This is a genomic window from Sulfitobacter sp. L-8 (genome assembly GCF_056859255.1).
The window spans coordinates 103433-119089 of sequence record NZ_JBSXOD010000037.1 but is presented as its reverse complement, the minus strand read 5'-3'; the positions used below and the strand labels follow the sequence as shown (position 1 = coordinate 119089).

The 15657-nt window shown below is 56.8% G+C and carries 16 protein-coding genes; 4 read left to right on the top strand and 12 right to left on the bottom strand.

All coding sequences use genetic code 11. From position 1 onward, the window contains the following. The first annotated feature begins 222 nt into the window (after positions 1-222). A complete protein-coding gene (locus AC13DE_RS05490; protein WP_483047292.1) occupies positions 223-1563 on the top strand; it encodes a flavin monoamine oxidase family protein in 1341 nt (446 codons plus the stop codon). A 640-nt stretch (positions 1564-2203) separates the two neighbouring features. Here AC13DE_RS05490 and AC13DE_RS05485 read toward each other — a convergent pair. The 5 genes from AC13DE_RS05485 to rfbC form a co-directional block, all read right to left on the bottom strand. Beyond that, positions 2204-2527 (bottom strand): hypothetical protein, encoded by a 324-nt coding sequence (locus AC13DE_RS05485; protein ID WP_483047291.1) that lies wholly within the window; start codon positions 2525-2527, stop codon positions 2204-2206. 885 nt (positions 2528-3412) lie between these two features. Further along, the gene (rfbA, locus tag AC13DE_RS05480; RefSeq protein WP_446298425.1) at positions 3413-4294 is read right to left on the bottom strand and encodes a glucose-1-phosphate thymidylyltransferase RfbA; all 882 of its coding nucleotides are present in this window, start codon (positions 4292-4294) and stop codon (positions 3413-3415) included. 6 nt (positions 4295-4300) lie between these two features. After that, positions 4301-5167, bottom strand: coding sequence for a dTDP-4-dehydrorhamnose reductase (rfbD, locus tag AC13DE_RS05475; protein WP_483047290.1), 867 nt, complete (start codon positions 5165-5167; stop codon positions 4301-4303). Beyond that, positions 5164-6201 (bottom strand): dTDP-glucose 4,6-dehydratase, encoded by a 1038-nt coding sequence (rfbB, locus tag AC13DE_RS05470; RefSeq protein WP_483047289.1) that lies wholly within the window; start codon positions 6199-6201, stop codon positions 5164-5166. The genes rfbD and rfbB overlap by 4 nt, the downstream gene beginning before the upstream one ends. Then, positions 6202-6774: a dTDP-4-dehydrorhamnose 3,5-epimerase gene (gene rfbC / locus AC13DE_RS05465; protein WP_483047288.1), complete on the bottom strand. Its 573-nt coding sequence runs from the start codon at positions 6772-6774 to the stop codon at positions 6202-6204. Between the two features lie 302 nt (positions 6775-7076). Between rfbC and AC13DE_RS05460 the strand changes: the two genes are divergently transcribed. Continuing rightward, positions 7077-7259 (top strand): hypothetical protein, encoded by a 183-nt coding sequence (locus AC13DE_RS05460; RefSeq protein WP_483047287.1) that lies wholly within the window; start codon positions 7077-7079, stop codon positions 7257-7259. A gap of 66 nt (positions 7260-7325) precedes the next feature. On the opposite strand, the gene AC13DE_RS05455 is transcribed toward AC13DE_RS05460, so the two are convergent. The 7 genes from AC13DE_RS05455 to AC13DE_RS05425 all read right to left on the bottom strand — a co-directional run bounded on the left by AC13DE_RS05455 (position 7326) and on the right by AC13DE_RS05425 (position 14257). Further along, positions 7326-8423 (bottom strand): C45 family autoproteolytic acyltransferase/hydrolase, encoded by a 1098-nt coding sequence (locus AC13DE_RS05455; RefSeq protein ID WP_483047286.1) that lies wholly within the window; start codon positions 8421-8423, stop codon positions 7326-7328. Between the two features lies 1 nt (position 8424). Then, the gene (locus tag AC13DE_RS05450) at positions 8425-9501 is read right to left on the bottom strand and encodes an extracellular catalytic domain type 1 short-chain-length polyhydroxyalkanoate depolymerase (protein ID WP_483047285.1); all 1077 of its coding nucleotides are present in this window, start codon (positions 9499-9501) and stop codon (positions 8425-8427) included. A 30-nt stretch (positions 9502-9531) separates the two neighbouring features. Then, positions 9532-9948, bottom strand: a complete 417-nt coding sequence (locus tag AC13DE_RS05445) for a CopG family transcriptional regulator (protein WP_483047284.1) — start codon at positions 9946-9948, stop codon at positions 9532-9534. A 79-nt stretch (positions 9949-10027) separates the two neighbouring features. After that, positions 10028-11449, bottom strand: coding sequence for a UdgX family uracil-DNA binding protein (locus AC13DE_RS05440; protein ID WP_483047283.1), 1422 nt, complete (start codon positions 11447-11449; stop codon positions 10028-10030). Further along, entirely contained in the window at positions 11449-12684 is a 1236-nt protein-coding gene (locus AC13DE_RS05435) for a putative DNA modification/repair radical SAM protein (RefSeq protein WP_483047282.1), read from the bottom strand. Before AC13DE_RS05435 ends, AC13DE_RS05440 begins: the two co-directional genes overlap by 1 nt. Positions 12685-12785: 101 nt before the next feature. Then, positions 12786-13160, bottom strand: coding sequence for a response regulator (locus AC13DE_RS05430; protein WP_446297590.1), 375 nt, complete (start codon positions 13158-13160; stop codon positions 12786-12788). After that, the gene (locus tag AC13DE_RS05425) at positions 13160-14257 is read right to left on the bottom strand and encodes an HWE histidine kinase domain-containing protein (RefSeq protein WP_483047281.1); all 1098 of its coding nucleotides are present in this window, start codon (positions 14255-14257) and stop codon (positions 13160-13162) included. Before AC13DE_RS05425 ends, AC13DE_RS05430 begins: the two co-directional genes overlap by 1 nt. A gap of 423 nt (positions 14258-14680) precedes the next feature. On the opposite strand from AC13DE_RS05425, the gene AC13DE_RS05420 reads away from it, so the two are divergent. Next, entirely contained in the window at positions 14681-15031 is a 351-nt protein-coding gene (locus AC13DE_RS05420) for an MbcA/ParS/Xre antitoxin family protein (RefSeq protein WP_446297592.1), read from the top strand. Between the two features lie 23 nt (positions 15032-15054). Beyond that, positions 15055-15543: an RES family NAD+ phosphorylase gene (locus AC13DE_RS05415; RefSeq protein ID WP_483047280.1), complete on the top strand. Its 489-nt coding sequence runs from the start codon at positions 15055-15057 to the stop codon at positions 15541-15543. The last annotated feature ends 114 nt before the right edge of the window (positions 15544-15657 follow it).

Sequence of the window (15657 nt, the reverse complement as noted above, 5' to 3'; positions counted from 1 at the left end):
GGATTTCACCGAGGGTATGGCCAAGTTGGTCGGCTGCGCGCCAGAGCATACCTGACCGCACCGCGATTTACGCGACCTCGTCTATGACCTCGATTAATAACCCAGCAAGAGTGGGCCGTTAAAGTGACAACACCAGTTCAAGCGCTCTTTTGATCTTCACTTTAAAAGCGTTCGGCTCCATAGATTTCCCTTCTGAGGTGCAGTGATACAGGAGATACATGCGTGCTGGATACAGTGATAATTGGTGCGGGATTTGCCGGCCTATCGGCAGCGAGAACCCTGATGAACGAAGGCCGCGGAAATTTCGTAGTTCTCGAGGCCCGAGATCGCGTGGGCGGGCGTACCAAAGCCGGGAAAATTGGTGACATTTCCGTTGATTTGGGCGGTATGTGGATGGCACCGACCCAAACACGGCTAAAAAGTTTGGCCGCGCATTATAACGTCCAAGCTTATCCGACCTATCTGGACGGCAATGCGATCTTTCGGATCGGAACCCGTGAAAGGCAAGGTCCACGCGAGGATCCCAGCCGGCTGTTGGGCATCGCGGGCGGATTGGCTTATCTATTTGCCAAGTGGAAACTCGAACGTCCCATGGCACGTCTTGATACCAATCAACCATGGGCGCATCCCCAGGCCAAGGAACTAGACGCAACGACTGTGGAAACCTGGATCGCGCGGAATGTGTATCATCCGCTGGCACGGGCCGCCTTCCGAACCATCTGCAATTCACTTCTTTGCGCTGAGCCGTCGCAGGTGTCGCTGCTGTTCTTTCTGCATTACGTCAAATCGGGCGGCGGTCTCGATGTTCTGATTTCAGCAGATGCTGGCGGTGCCCAGAACCTCATGTTCCACGGCGGCGTCCACCAGATTAGCCGTTTCATGGCTGATGAAATCGGCGACCGGTTGCACCTTAACGCACCTGTCATGGTGATCGAATGGCACGACCGCGGGGTAACAGTGCACAGCGAGGTAGGTACGTTCTCCGCTCGCTCGGCGATCATTGCCATTTCCCCGACGCTCATGCACCGTATTACCTTCTTGCCTACATTGCCGCAGCCGAAAGTCGCGGTTCACGAACATCTTTTCATGGGTTCTTCGATCAAATTTTGGGTGCTTTACAAAACCCCGTTCTGGCGTGAAATGGGGTTGAACGGGACTATACTGCGTGATGACACGGCAATAACCCCGGTGATGGATGTTTCGCCACCGGACCAAAAGAATGGCCTGCTGGTCGGTTTCTTTGATGCCAATCGCGCCATAAACAACGCGGACTTGTCCGTTGAGGGACGGCGCGCAATTGTGCTTGAGATGCTCGTAGAGCATTTCGGCCCGGACGCGTCAGAGCCTCTGGATTATGTTGATCATGATTGGACCGACGAGGTATGGTCGGGCGGTTGCTACGGAGCATATGCGCCACCGGGCGTGTTTACGCCCTACGGCCAGACCCTGCGGGCAACCATCGGACCGCTGCACTGGGCCGGCACCGAAACATCACCCCAATGGACCGGATACATCGAGGGAGCCATCCAATCCGGAGAACGCGCCGCCAGAGAGATCCTGTAAAGATTGAGAGTGGCGATCATCTAGGCGCACGTTTCCCCAGCGTTTCCCGCGCTCCTTAGCACCCGGTCAAGACAGTGTCGAAATCATCTGTAATTCAAGAAAGGCATACGTCGAACACGTATGCCTTCCAAAGAAGCAGCTATGTCCGGATCACAACTCAATGCTCGAATATCATGGCCGAACGACTGGCCCCGGCGCTTGAGATTGCCGAACATGTGTTTGCGGCATCACCCCTCAAAATGAGAGGCACCCGGGTCGTGACAGGTCGCGCCATGGTGCAGGCTATTGTAGGATAAGACCGCGATTTTGCGTGCGGTGGCTGTGACTGCTTTGGCTTACCCGCGGCGCTACCCATCGCCGGTAGGATCAGCCTAACGCCTTGTCACCTCGCCCTATCCTGACAATGGCCAATTGCAAAAGTAGTTGCTGCGTTGATGGATGTTCTCACTGCCAGAGATGACAGCATCTTCTCCCCCACTGTCTAGTTACCCGGTGCCGGACAGGGCCACGAGTTGACATTGCCTTTGGGCCTTTGCGCACTGAACAGTGTCACAATCGCCCACCGGCTAGAGCGATGTGAACGGCTCCATCCCGTGGGTGCTTGTCAAATCCAAACCGAGAAACCGGAATAGGTCTGCCCTCACCACAAACGATCACTGTCGTCTATCTTCCAATCCGGCACAACCTTGGCGTAACGCAAATTGACGAGCCTGGTTACGCCATGCGCTTCGATCCAAGCAGCCAGTTCGAGCAGCTCATACATGAAGGTATAAACCCTCGAACCGACGAACCTGTCGCATAGGGATTTATCGCCGCCACGTGCCCCGCTGAATTGATAACAACTGCCGCAGCGCAAACATTTACGGTCTTGATCGCTTCGGTCTCGCGGATCTTTTGCTTTGCTGTCGTCGATTGTCCCGGTGGCACCAGAGTGGCCGGGGACATGCGAACCTGTCGGTGCCATAACCGGGATCCCCACACAAGCCGGGTCACCATCTGCAAGTATGGATCAGCCCATAAACCTCGTTTATTACTGCGGGTCGTGACACCGCCGGAACCATCCGTAATCGGCCGGACCGGTGCCCTTCATCTTGCAACGACAACGCTGAATTTTATACCGTGCGCAGAAGGGCCCCCGCTCGGGGACAAGTTTCTCAAAGATCGCAGTGCACTATCAGGGTTTCTTCTGCATAAGTTTACTCTGGTCGCGGCCTTTTAACAGCTGGCGAACTTGTTCAAGACTAAGTGGGAAAATTGGGATCAACTTTGTATGAGTTTTTATCATAGGTAACCGTCCTAACTGGCGAGTGTGAGACTTGCTGTATCTATCCCATAACCTGTTTTGCTTGGCCTAGTTTACTTTGTCATGGCGCCATAAACATGAGCCATTTGTGAAAAAACTAAGGCCAGCAGTAAAATCGACGTCGCCATTCGCCAAGCAATCTGGACCTGTCGCGGCTTGATACTGCTGGACAAATAGATCACGGCGCACCGAGGCACCGATGTGGTATTCAAAGAGGAGCTAAGCCTAACCCAAGAGAATGATCGCCTTCAACGCGAGGTATGCATTCTAGAGGCGAAGTGGGAAAGTCTTATAAGCAGGTCACTCGGTTCCGCGCGGGCCGGAAGCAATAAGATCTAGGTTTACCCATCACCCGGCATCGGCGTGCGCAACATCATCCCGCGAGAGGGGCATCCAAGCCCACAAAAACGCCAAGGTCGAAACCGAGAAAGGCGGCAGTCCCTGCGGCGAAGATTTTGCTGGGGAGGTAGCGGCCCAAGAATTTGAAAGTCCGGCAATATAGCGCTAGCTTATCTGCGGAATGCTTTATCGAACCAAAGCTTATTACTATTTTAACAAACCCTCCAAATACATCCCGTAATCGTTCTTGGCGAATAATTTTGCCCGTTCCTCGAGCGATGCAGCACTGATCCAGCCCTGATTGAACGCAATCTCGTCAGGGCTCCCTGTTTGCAGCCCCTGCCTAGTCTCTAGTGTCCGCACAAAGTTCCCCGCGTCCAGCAGACTGCCGTGGGTGCCGGTATCCAGCCAAGCATAACCACGTCCCATGCGTTGGACATTGAGAAGACCGTCATGCAGGTAGGTTTCGAGCAAAGTGGTGATCTCCAACTCTTTCCGGGCCGAGGGTTTGACGGTTTTGGCCCGTTCAGATGCAGTGTTGTCCAAGAAATAAAGCCCGGTAACGGCATAGTTCGAGGGAGGCACTTCGGGCTTTTCGATGATCTGGCGCGCTTGGCCATCTCTGTCAAAATCCACCACCCCATAGCGTTTGGGATCAGAGACCCGGTAGCCAAAGACGGTGCCGCCTTGGGTTTGCGCATCCGCAGCAGCAAGGATTTCAGGAAGACCGTGGCCAAAGAAAATATTGTCCCCCAGGACCATCGCCGAGGGCGCGCCGTCAAGAAAACCTTCGGCCAGCAAATAGGCTTGCGCGAGCCCGTCGGGGCTGGGTTGCGTGACGTAGCTGAGCGTCACCCCCCACTGGCTGCCGTCACCCAGAGCGCGTTTGAACTGGTCGGCATCTTGCGGGGTGGTGATGATTGCGATTTCGCGGATACCACCCAGCATCAGTACCGACAGCGGGTAGTAAATCATCGGTTTATCGTAGATCGGCAATAGCTGTTTGGACACGGAAATTGTGATCGGATAAAGCCGCGTGCCGGACCCACCGGCGAGGATAATGCCTTTGCGTTTGGGCGTCTGGGTCATGGAAAATCAGTCCTTGGTCAAATCAAGTTGGGTCAAAATCTGAGTCAGGCTGGCGTGCCAATCGGGGCGGGCAATGCCAAAGCTGGCCTGCGTCGCGCCGCACTCCATCCGCGAATTCAGCGGGCGTTTGGCGGGTGTAGAGTAATCGCCAGAAGGGATATCGGTGACGGCACAGGTGATCCCCGCTTGATCAAAAATCGCTCGGGCGAAATCGGCCCAGCTGACATCGGGCGAGCCGGATAAATGATAGATTCCAGATTTTTCAGGCTCTGATACAAGGGTTTGGGCGATTACGATACAGGCCTGTGCGATCTCGGCGGCACCCGTAGGGCCCCCGATCTGGTCGGCGACAATGGTGAGCGCCTTGCGCTCCGCACCCAGGCGGAGCATGGTTTTGACAAAGTTATTGCCATGGGCCGACACCACCCAAGAAGTACGCAATATTGCATAACGCCCCCCCGCTGCTTCGATGGCAATCTCGCCGTCTCGTTTGGTGCGCCCATAAACCCCCTGCGGGTCGGGGGGGTCACCGGGGTGCCAAGGTGCGATACCTGCGCCTGAAAAAACATAATCTGTCGATATAGAGACGAACGGGATATCGCGTGTGGCACAGGCACGGGCCATAGCGGCCGGGGCCTGGGCATTGATCAGATCGGCGGTTTCAGCATCATCTTCAGCCTTGTCGACTGCCGTGTAAGCGGCGGCATTGATCACCGCATCGGGCGCATGCATGGCAATCGCTGCGCCACAGGCGGTGGGGTCAGTCAGGTCAACATCAGCACGGGCCAGAGCAACGATATGGGTATCCGCGCTATCCAGTGACCGTAGTTCTGCGGCAACCTGGCCGCTATGTCCGAAAACGAGAATATTCATGCCCTGCCCAACCTGTCGCCGACACCCTGACGGTTTTGCAACGCTGTCCACCAATCTTCATTTTCAAGATACCAATCGACGGTGTGGGCCAGCCCTTCTTCCACGGTGACCGAAGGTTTCCAGCCCAATTCAGCGCGAATGCGCGTCGGGTCGATCGCATAGCGCTGGTCATGGCCGGGGCGATCGCTAACAAAGGTAATCAGATCGGCATGGGGCGCGCCACTGGGAATTCGTTCATCCAGCAGGGCGCATATCATCTTGACCAGTTCCAGATTACTGACCTCATTCTCTCCGCCAATGTTATAGCTCCGACCCAGTTCACCCTTGGTCAGCACGGTCAGCAGGGCATCGGCGTGATCTTCGACAAACAGCCAATCACGCACGTGAACGCCGTTGCCGTAGACAGGGATCGGCTGGCCAGCGAGCGCCTTGAGGATCACCACAGGCACCAGCTTTTCGGGGAAGTGAAACGGCCCGTAGTTATTTGAACAATTCGTCATGACAATCGGCAACCCGTAGGTTTCGCCCCAGGCGCGCACCAGATGATCGCTCCCTGCTTTTGAGGCGGAATAGGGACTGCGCGGAGCATACGGCGTATCTTCGGTGAACTGCCCGGCGGGGCCAAGCGAGCCGAACACCTCATCGGTCGAGATATGGTGAAACCGAAAGTCAGCCGGTTTCCCAGCCCCTTGCCAATAGGCCCGCGCGGCCTCTAGCAACGTGTAGGTGCCGGTGATATTGGTCTGGATAAACGCACCGGGCCCGTCAATGGATCGGTCCACATGGCTTTCCGCTGCCAAATGCATCACCGCATCGGGCCGGTGATCCGCAAAAATCCGGTCAAGCGCCACGCGGTCGCAGATATTTGCCTGTTCGAACGTATATAGCGGGCTGTCCGCGACGCTGGCTACATTCTCGAGACAGGCCGCATAGGTCAGCGCATCAAGATTGACCACACTGTGGCCCTGCGCCACCGCCAGCCGTACCACGGCAGAGCCAATAAACCCCGCGCCGCCCGTTATCAATAGCTTCATCTAGGCACCTTCAAACGTGAACGGGCTGTCAATATCAGCCAAACAAGGCGCATTTGCGTCCTTTTCGGACAACACCGGAAACACCCCCCCGAGACCCCAGTCAATGCCGATATCTGGATCATCCCACGCGATAGCACCTTCGGTGTGCTGCGCGTAATATTCAGAGCATTTATAGATAATCTCGGTCTCGGGTGCGCGCGTCACGAAGCCATGCGCAAACCCCGCAGGGACCAACAACTGCTTGCCATTCTCAAAACTCAGCTCAACCCCGAACCATTGCCCATAGGTCGGCGAGCCCTTGCGAATGTCCACTGCCACGTCGAACAAAGCCCCCCGCCCGCAACGCACCAGCTTGTCCTGCGCATGGGGCGGTGCCTGAAAATGCAACCCGCGAATTGTACCCAGGGTCATCGACAGGGAATGATTGTCCTGCACAAAAGGGATTGAAATCCCATGGTCGGCAAGCGCCTTGGCACTGTAACTTTCCGAGAAAAACCCCCGATGATCACCGAACCGCGCCGGGGTGATAACGACGACGCCAGAGAGCGGGGTTTGGTCTATTTTTAGGGGCAAAACGTGGCCTTATACCTGGGATTATATGATTTCTCGGGTTCAGCTTTCGTAACTTTGATCAATTTAGCAAGCGGTACTGTTTCCTTTGAAAGCCACTGCCAATCGTACGATGCGATAATGGTTATCAAATTTTACCTAACGCGCCTCGCTTTCAATGACAAATTAACTCCGATACCGACGCGAAAGCGGACAGTGATCATGATCCTACCGCTGTAGGCGAAGTCTTTATCACCGGCACCGCCGGTTTCCCTCTCAGCCTTCCTTTACGGGCCAAAGATTTCAGCGTTCGCGGATTTGACGGCATGACAGAATATTATGATGTCACCCGGATACAGCGCCGTCATAAGATATTGTTGCAGAACCCTAATTTTTCGATGGCCGCAGGGATGCTTGAGAATGGCGCACACGAGGAACCCGTATTTTTCAAGACTGGGAAAGCGGACACGGTACCAATCCGTCCGAAATACGATTGCGTTGCGTCTTAGGTAACGCTCATACCCTGGTCTGATGGTGATATCTGGCCAGGGCTCTCCGTTGCAAACCGCCATGGCTCAAGCGACGTCAATCCCTCTTGGCAAGAACCTGCGCCAATCGGGCTGTCGTCCTGCGGCGTATTCCATTCCAATTTGCACCCAGTCAATACCATCGCCTTGCGGCACCGATCCGACGGCGGCGGAACCATATCGCACTTCCCGCGTGCCTTCCGCAAACGCATCCAGTGATTGCACCCAGATCTCGTTGTCCCAATGCAGCGTCATCTTGCGGCATCTGGGTTCGTATTCAGCAGTGAAAAGCGTGCCGAAACCCTCGGCGTAACGATGCTGTTTCAATGGCGCTTGCGTGAATTGCCCGACCAAGGCAGCAGGTTCGGTGCCCTCGATCAAAACGCTCTCCAGATGTTTTGACCTTTGGTACGTGCGGGTAAACGCGGCTCGATCGGGAATACTGCCGTCGGTCTGGTGGTTCGTCGCAACTAGGCGCGGTTGCACCTTTGCGCCGCCACCGGCGTAAACCTCAACGCTCGCGGCGGCACCGGAGGCGTCAGCCACAACCACGTTATAAGGCATATGGGATGGCACGCGTTGCAGAACCCGCAGGGCTTCAGAAACTGTTTTACAGGTCTCCAGCACGTAGCGCAGGATCGTGGTAATACCAAAGCCACGGCGGGTTTCCTGCCGCCCGCCGTAGGCAAGCGCGACGCTGAGACCAGCGTCGTTGATGCCATCGGACAGTCCCCAGATGAATTCAATCATGCCCATGACCGGGCGGCCGGTCCAGGCGCTGTGCAACAACAGGCCTTCGTTCAGGTCGGGTGACAGGTCATAGTTGCGCACAAGGCGAATGTCGTCGCGCGATGCTGCCACGGCCAATGAACAACCGCCCAGATAGCTGGGCGGGCACCATGTCGACAGGAAACGCGCGGCACGATCCGTGCCGCCAGCCAACGCGGTAAGCTTGGCGTGAACGGGCACCAACTCGGGCATGTATTGCTGCAAGGCCGCTTCACACGCATGACGGTCCGGGCCGTTGTCGCCGCCGCGTGCAATGAACCATGCCTTGTAGGCGGGCCACGAGCGGCCCCAGCGGGCCGCCCATTTCGGGCCTGGCGCGGCTTCGCTGATCGCGTCAAAGGTAAGGGAATGTGTCATATCATGCGCCTTTCACAGGCAGATCGAGGAAGAAACGCAGCATTTCACGGCTGGCGTTGGGGCCTGCTGGATCGGTATACGAACCCGCCTGATCACCCCCCGACCACGCATGGCCGAGACCCTCGATCATCCATTCCTCCATCACAGAATGGCCCGCTGGTGCCAGTACTGTACGACGATTATAGCTGCGCCCCGCCACCGCGCCATCGTCCAGAAGCTCGGTGCCCGAGGGGGCGGAGGTGGCCGCGATGGCTTGAGCATTGGCAGCGTTTACCGTGCTGTCTGCATTGCCCTGAAAAATAATCGTGGGAATGGTTTCACCCGTATCAGTGCCGGTCGCACCCTGCCCCATCGCCGCAAAGGCCGATGGCACATCTTGGGCAGCTTTAAAGGGCAGACCGGAATGAGCGCCGACCGCGTCAAAAACATCTGCATAGGTCTGTCCCAACACGACAGCCATGGCAGCACCAGCAGACAAACCGGCAACAAAACTTCGACCTTTGGGTATGTTGTGATCGCGTTGCAACTGCTGCATGAGACCGGCCAAAATAGCTGGCTCGCCACCGTCGCGCTTCTGGTCAGTGGGTCTGAACCAGTTCCAGCATGACTGCATATTTGCACCGCGTGACTGCGCCGGATAGACTAGGATCAACCCGTGCTCATCGGCAAGCTGGTTCATACCTGTACCCTTGGCAAAGTCGACGGGCGATTGTTTGCAGCCGTGCAGCAGCATCACCAGCCCGGCAGGGGGCGCCCCTTTCAGGTCCGGGATATACAGGCGATAGTCCCGACTGTCGGCGGCACAGGAAAACGTTCCGCTGTCGAACCGGGCACCGTCCGGCAGAGATGGTTCAGGCCCGTCGCCCCCCGACATGGCCGATTGTGCAAGTCCAGCGAGCGTTGCGCGCAGACCTCGGCCTATCTTGGCTCTACCAAAGGGTGTTTTACCATGCCTAGACAAGCGCCCCGCCCCGCCCGCACCCAATGCAGCCTGGATCGCTTCAGTTGCAGCAGTGGGGTTACCTGCACGTACAAGCTCACTGGCCCGGCGCATGGCCGAGTTGAAATTATTGGTCATTTTGACTTCCTTTAAAGGATTAAATCGGGGTTAGCTGATCCGCTCACCGAGGGCTTTCTTCACATCCGCGCTGGCCTGAAGCGCACCCAGCACATTGATAGAACCAATGGTAGCGAGCGCGAGTTCCGGCGGCACATCGTGCGCGATACGCGCGAGGCCGACGACTTTGATATGCAGCACCTCGTTTGCGGCTTGCACGGCTTCCAGATCGGCGACGGTATAGTCGCGCAGGCCCAACTCCATCGTGTGCCGCTCAATTGATTGCGTTACCGTGGCAGACTGGTGGTCCAACTGGTTCCGGATCGCGGTCCGGATGAAATCGCTGCGAGTCGAATAAAAACCTTCCTGCACCAGCAGATCAATCCGGCCCAGATCTACAAAGCCCAGGTTAAGGGTGATTTTCTCGTTCTCGGGCTGTTTATCCCGAAGTTGCCTGACATTGCTCATGATGTTTCTCCATCCATGTGGATGGTATATGGCATCCCCAGGCCAGATTGCAACCGATACACAGGTCTCTCAGACAATTTTAGGCCAATAGTCGCACAGCGGCTGACAAATCGTCTCTGAATTGCACAGTTGCGTCGGCCTTAGCCTGTGGATCAGTCAGCCGAAGCAGATAAGACGGATGCAAGGTCAGCAGCGCCGGCGTGCCCGATGGCGTTTCTTCGATCTTGCCGCGGCGCGACAGGATCGCACCGCGACGTCCGGTCAGGCCTTCGGCGGCGGTAGCCCCCATGGCAAGGACCAGTTTCGGCCGCACCTGCGCGATTTCAGCATCCAGCCACCAACGGCAATGCCGGATTTCAGAGGCATTCGGCCGCTGATGCAAACGGCGTTTACCCCGCGGTGTAAATTTGAAATGCTTTACCGCGTTCGTCAAAAACGCCTTGCCCCTCTCCAGCCCTGCCTGCCCCGCAATCTGATCGAACAGCTGCCCCGCAGGCCCGACAAAGGGCCGCCCGCTTAAATCCTCTTGATCGCCGGGCTGTTCGCCCACGATCATCAGATCGGCATCCATCGGCCCCTCGCCCGGTACGGCCTGCGTCGCGTTGCAATGCAGCGGGCAGCGGGTGCAGGCGGCGATGTCCTTGGCTAGCGAGTCCTTCGGACCCTCCCACGCGGATTGATGCGCGGCAAGCTGGGCCTGCACCTGCGCCATGCGGGCGGGCGGCAAGGACGGTGCTGCCTCGGCCATGGCGCGGGCACGGGCGGGGGCGTCGGCGATCATCTGGGGGATATGCGCGGCCTCGGGCATGTTCTTCCAGTATTTCTTGGGCATCTCCGACTGCATGGCTTTGACCATCAGCCGCGCGGGGTTAAAGATGTTCTGGAAATAGGTGATCCACAGCTGTTCGCTCGCGTCTTCGGGCAGCGCGGGCTTTTCCTCCCCCTCGCGGAAGGTCAGTTTGCCCCCCTCGAAAATCGCGCAGACATCCGGCGTAAGAATGCGCCAATCCATGTCGCTGAACCGACGCAGAAAGAAATCAGCGGTGGGTTCTACCGTGTGATACGTCGGCTCGAACCACGCAGCAAAGGACCGGCGGGGGGCATCGGGCGGGCCAATCTCGCGAAAACGGACGAAGGCTTTCATCTTGTGCTGGCAGCGATGCACGTTCTTCTCCATCCGGCGCAAGCGCGACAGATCAGCATCACCGCGATCCGTCATCAACTGCGGCGCGTCCTTCAACCGCCAGAGAAAAGCATAAAGCCGCGCAAACCGTTCGGGATCACTGTGCCAGACGACACTGCTCGCCATGCTGATGAAGCTACGCGGCACGGTCACCTGCCCGCCCGTCTGCATCGGGGAGGCACCACCAAAAAGATCGGGTGCCGTGCTGGTATCGCCCCACAGGATCGCCTCGGGCGGGATGCCGGCGGCTAGAAACTGCCGCGCCGCATCACGCCACGCCTGTGCCGTGCCGATCTTGGGCATGACCGCGCGGTGCATCAGAATAGGGTCAGCTGTTCGGGCGGCGGCGCGAACCGCGCGCGCAGGTCGATACTGTCGGTCAACCCGCCTGGGGACCAGCCACCTGCGGTGACAAAGCTGCGGGCCTTTTTCATGGATGCGCCCATGCGGATCAGATCCTCGTAGCGCAGGGTACGGTGGCGGCGGGTGGACAGGATGCGGTTCACCGTCTTCACCCCGAACCCCGGCACCCGGAGCAGTAACTCGCGGCTGGCGCGGTTCACGTCCAGCGGGAACACCTCGCGGTGCACCAGCGCCCATGCGAGTTTCGGGTCGACCTCAAGATCAAGGTTCCCGTCCGCGGTGACAGATGTAATCTCGTCCAGCTGAAAGTCATAGAACCGCAGCAGCCAGTCCGCCTGATAGAGCCTGTGTTCGCGTTGCAAGGGCGGCCGGATCAGCGGCAGCTTGGCCGAGCTGTCGGGGATCGGCGAGAAAGCTGAATAATAGACGCGCTTGAGCTTATAGCTGGAGTAGAGCCGTGTGGACTGGCCCAGAATAGCCGCATCATTCGACCCGTCCGCCCCGATGATCATCTGCGTCGATTGACCCGCAGGCGCAAACCGTGGCGGGCGCTTGCCGGTGTGGGATTTGTCCTTTGACACCTCTTTACGCAGCCGGAAATCGGCCATCGCCTTGCGGATCTGGTCAGGCTTTTTTTCGGGCGCATATTGCTGAACGGCGGCATCGGTGGGCAACTCAACGTTGATAGATAGTCGGTCTGCCAGCAGCCCTGCTTCGGCAATCAACTCTGGCGCGGCGTCGGGGATGGTTTTCAGGTGAATATACCCGCGAAAATTCTCTTCGTGCCGCAGCTTGCGCGCGATCTGGACCATGTCAGACATCGTCGCATCGGGCGATTTGATCACGCCCGAGGACAGGAACAGCCCTTCGATATAATTGCGGCGATAGAATTCGATGGTCAGCTTCACCACTTCATCGACACTAAACCGCGCCCGCGTCACATTGGACGAAGCGCGGTTGATGCAATAGCTGCAATCATAGATGCAGAAATTCGTCATCAGGATTTTCAGCAGCGAGATACAGCGCCCGTCCGGCGCGTAGGCATGACAGATGCCCGACCCCTCGTTCGACCCCACGCCCTTGCCATCGCGCGAGTCGCGTTTCGTCGAGCCCGAAGAGGCGCAGGACGCGTCGTATTTCGCCGCGTCGCTTAAAATCGCTAGTTTTTGTTCAACAGTTTGCTTAGCCATACGTTCACTATATGTTCACGTTTGACCAATGTCATGCCCCCACCCTGCGCTGCAATGTCGCGGTGGGCTGGTTTACGCCTACCGTCATACGCTACCGCTGATTATTTGGTCTCTAGATCGGGGTAAACACGGCGCAAGGTTTCGATCAATTTATCACTGCTTACCGGCTTTTTCACGACCCGGTCTTCCGGACCAAGAAAGCTGATCTGTTCAGGATCATATGCGGTAATGTAGACAAACGGAATTCCCCTTTCGCGCAGGATATCGGCGACAGGTTTGGAGGTTTTGTTTTGCCCCAAGTTCACATCAAGAAACGCTATATCGATCTCGCCCTCGCGGGCCTTCACCTTGGCATCCTCCAGGTGGATACTCGGTCCGACAACATTGAAACCAATGTCTTCCAGCAGGTCGGTCATTTCAAAAGCTACGACGACCTCATCTTCTACAATGAAAATATTCTGTGGAGCATGCGTCATTATCTTGCCCGGCCTTCCTTCTGTTGCGGCATCTCTAGATGCCATTCATATCCGCCCGGCCCAAAGACCGTCCTGATTTTTCCGCCTGTTTCCGCCTCTAGGGCGCGCCCCGTGATAAAGCTGCCAAATCCGGTCTCGCTGGGTTTTTCGGCGGCCGGGCCGCCTGTTTCTACCCAATCAAGCGCAAGGGTTAAACCATCGGCGGTTGAGGTTTGTTCCCAGGTTAGATGGACTCTTCCCTCGGGGACCGAGAGCGCCCCGTACTTCATCGCATTGGTCGCCAGCTCATAAAATGCCATTGAGAATGACAGCGCCTGGCGCGAAGGCACCTCGACCTCTGGTCCCGACAGAATGATCCGCCCGTTTCCGATCGGTTCCAATACATCAGCCGCCACAGCCCCGACCATAGTGCGATCCCATGAGGTGCCCACCAATTTGGAATGTGCCGTCGCATAGGCATTTAGCCGTTGGTCGATGGTCTCGCGCACACCGCGTTGAATGCTCATCTTGCGCAGGGACTGGCTGACAATGGATTTCACCACACTAAAAGCATTCTTTACCCGATGGTTCAGTTCAGCAATCAGGATGTTCTGTGCTTCGCGCAGGTTGCGTTCTTCGTCGATATCGATCAAAGCGACAGTCGCGCCTATACGTTTGCCATCCGCGTTCATTACCGGCTCGCCGATGATACGCATCCAGAACCGTGTGCCATCGCCGCGCTGATAGTTCACATCGATCTTGGAATGGGTTTCGTTATCTCGAAGCACCCGAGCAAGAGGATATTCATGGCTTGCCACCCGGCTGCCATCTTCGTGGAACGAAACCCATTCACCGTAGGAATCCGCATCTTCCGAATGAAGCACCGGATGACGCACCATCTTTTCCACATGACTGTTTCCATAGATGATCCTCCCCTCCGCATCGGCCATCACCACCCCAACGGGCACGGTCTCCATCATCGCCTCTAGAAAACTCATCCGATGTGATGTTTTCCGTGCCTTGACCCTGCGGGCATCCGTTTCAGCATTCTTTGCCGCCAGTTCCTCTTGCAGGCGCAAGATTTCCGTCGCCATCGTGTCGGTGGACTTGGTCGGCATAGTGTTTCCTGAGTGATTGGAAGGACGCATTCCAAAATGACATAGACGGTTTGAGCTTTTTGTCTAGGTCGCCGTGGCGGCATTCAACTGTGACTCGACGATGTTGTCAGGAATTTTGATACGTCGGCAGATTTGCGACCGCCTGAAAAATCAGCTCGTGGCAAATCACGTTTTTCAATTCGTTTTTATTGTCGCCACTAGATTTTCGGCGTCCCGTACGCTGAAGCGGGACCTGTGCGTTGCTCGATGACTGGATGACTTTGCGCCCGCAGGGGTTTCCACGCAGACACGCCAACACAGTTGGATTGGTATTCCGGGATCAACCGCCGCGAAACGAACGCCAGCCCAATAACCTCACCAGTCTTCTTGATGTTCAGCTAAATTAACACTATATACTGTCACAACAGCCGATTGGAAGATGCCATGCATATCGAAACATACGCTGAAGGTGGGCAATTCGAACCCCGAAAGATCGCTTCCGCATTGCGCACGTCTGCGGAGGAGGTCGCGATGACAGTTGGCCTTGCCAAGGATGCTCTACAGCGCCGTACCCGTATCAATTCCGACAAGACACAACGCCGTTTGCGCGAGCTGGTCGAAGTGCTTAACAAGGTCGAGCCGCGTTTCGGGTCGGAGTTGATGGCATATGCGTGGTACCGGTCAGAACCCCTGCCCGGGTTTGATGGCCGGACCGCGATGCAGCTGGTGCAGGAAGGCAAGGCGCAGCAGGTTCTCGAGTATATTGACGCGGTCGATGCTGGTGTCTTCGCCTGATGCCTTTGAAGGAGGGGCGTTTTGTGGGGCAGATTTACCGTGCCTTGAATCCGGTCTATGCGCGCGACCCTCTGTCCGGTCGGGGCGCAGAACTTTATGGCGGGCGTTTCAACGCCAAAGGAATACCAGCGCTCTATCTCGCTGTTGATCCAACTGGTGCCTTGCGCGAAGCCAACCAGGCGGGCAGTCTCCAGCCAACCGTTCTTGTTTCCTACCAAGCCGATTTGGGACCAATATTCGATTATAGAGACGCAAAAGAACTTCACCGACACGGTATGTCGGAAAGTACCCTTGCAGATGCAGGCTGGCGGTCCAAGATGCTTGATGGCCAAACCGTACCAACGCAGGACTTTGCCGTTGCTCTCATCTCGAACGGCTTTGCAGGCCTTCTGTTCCAAAGCTATGCGAAAGGCGCATCCGCGACCGATCTCAACATCGTATTATGGAAATGGACAGGCGATAGCTGTGCTCTGGACGTTGTGGATGACGAAGGCCGTCTGTCTCGGTTGTGAACCAGTTCCGGCGTCGATCCCACATCCGCCTTGCTGAACTATAACAGTCATGTTCACTGACATTGTACCTGTCACGGTTTGATGGCGCGGCTTTGGTCACCGGACGCAGTTCAA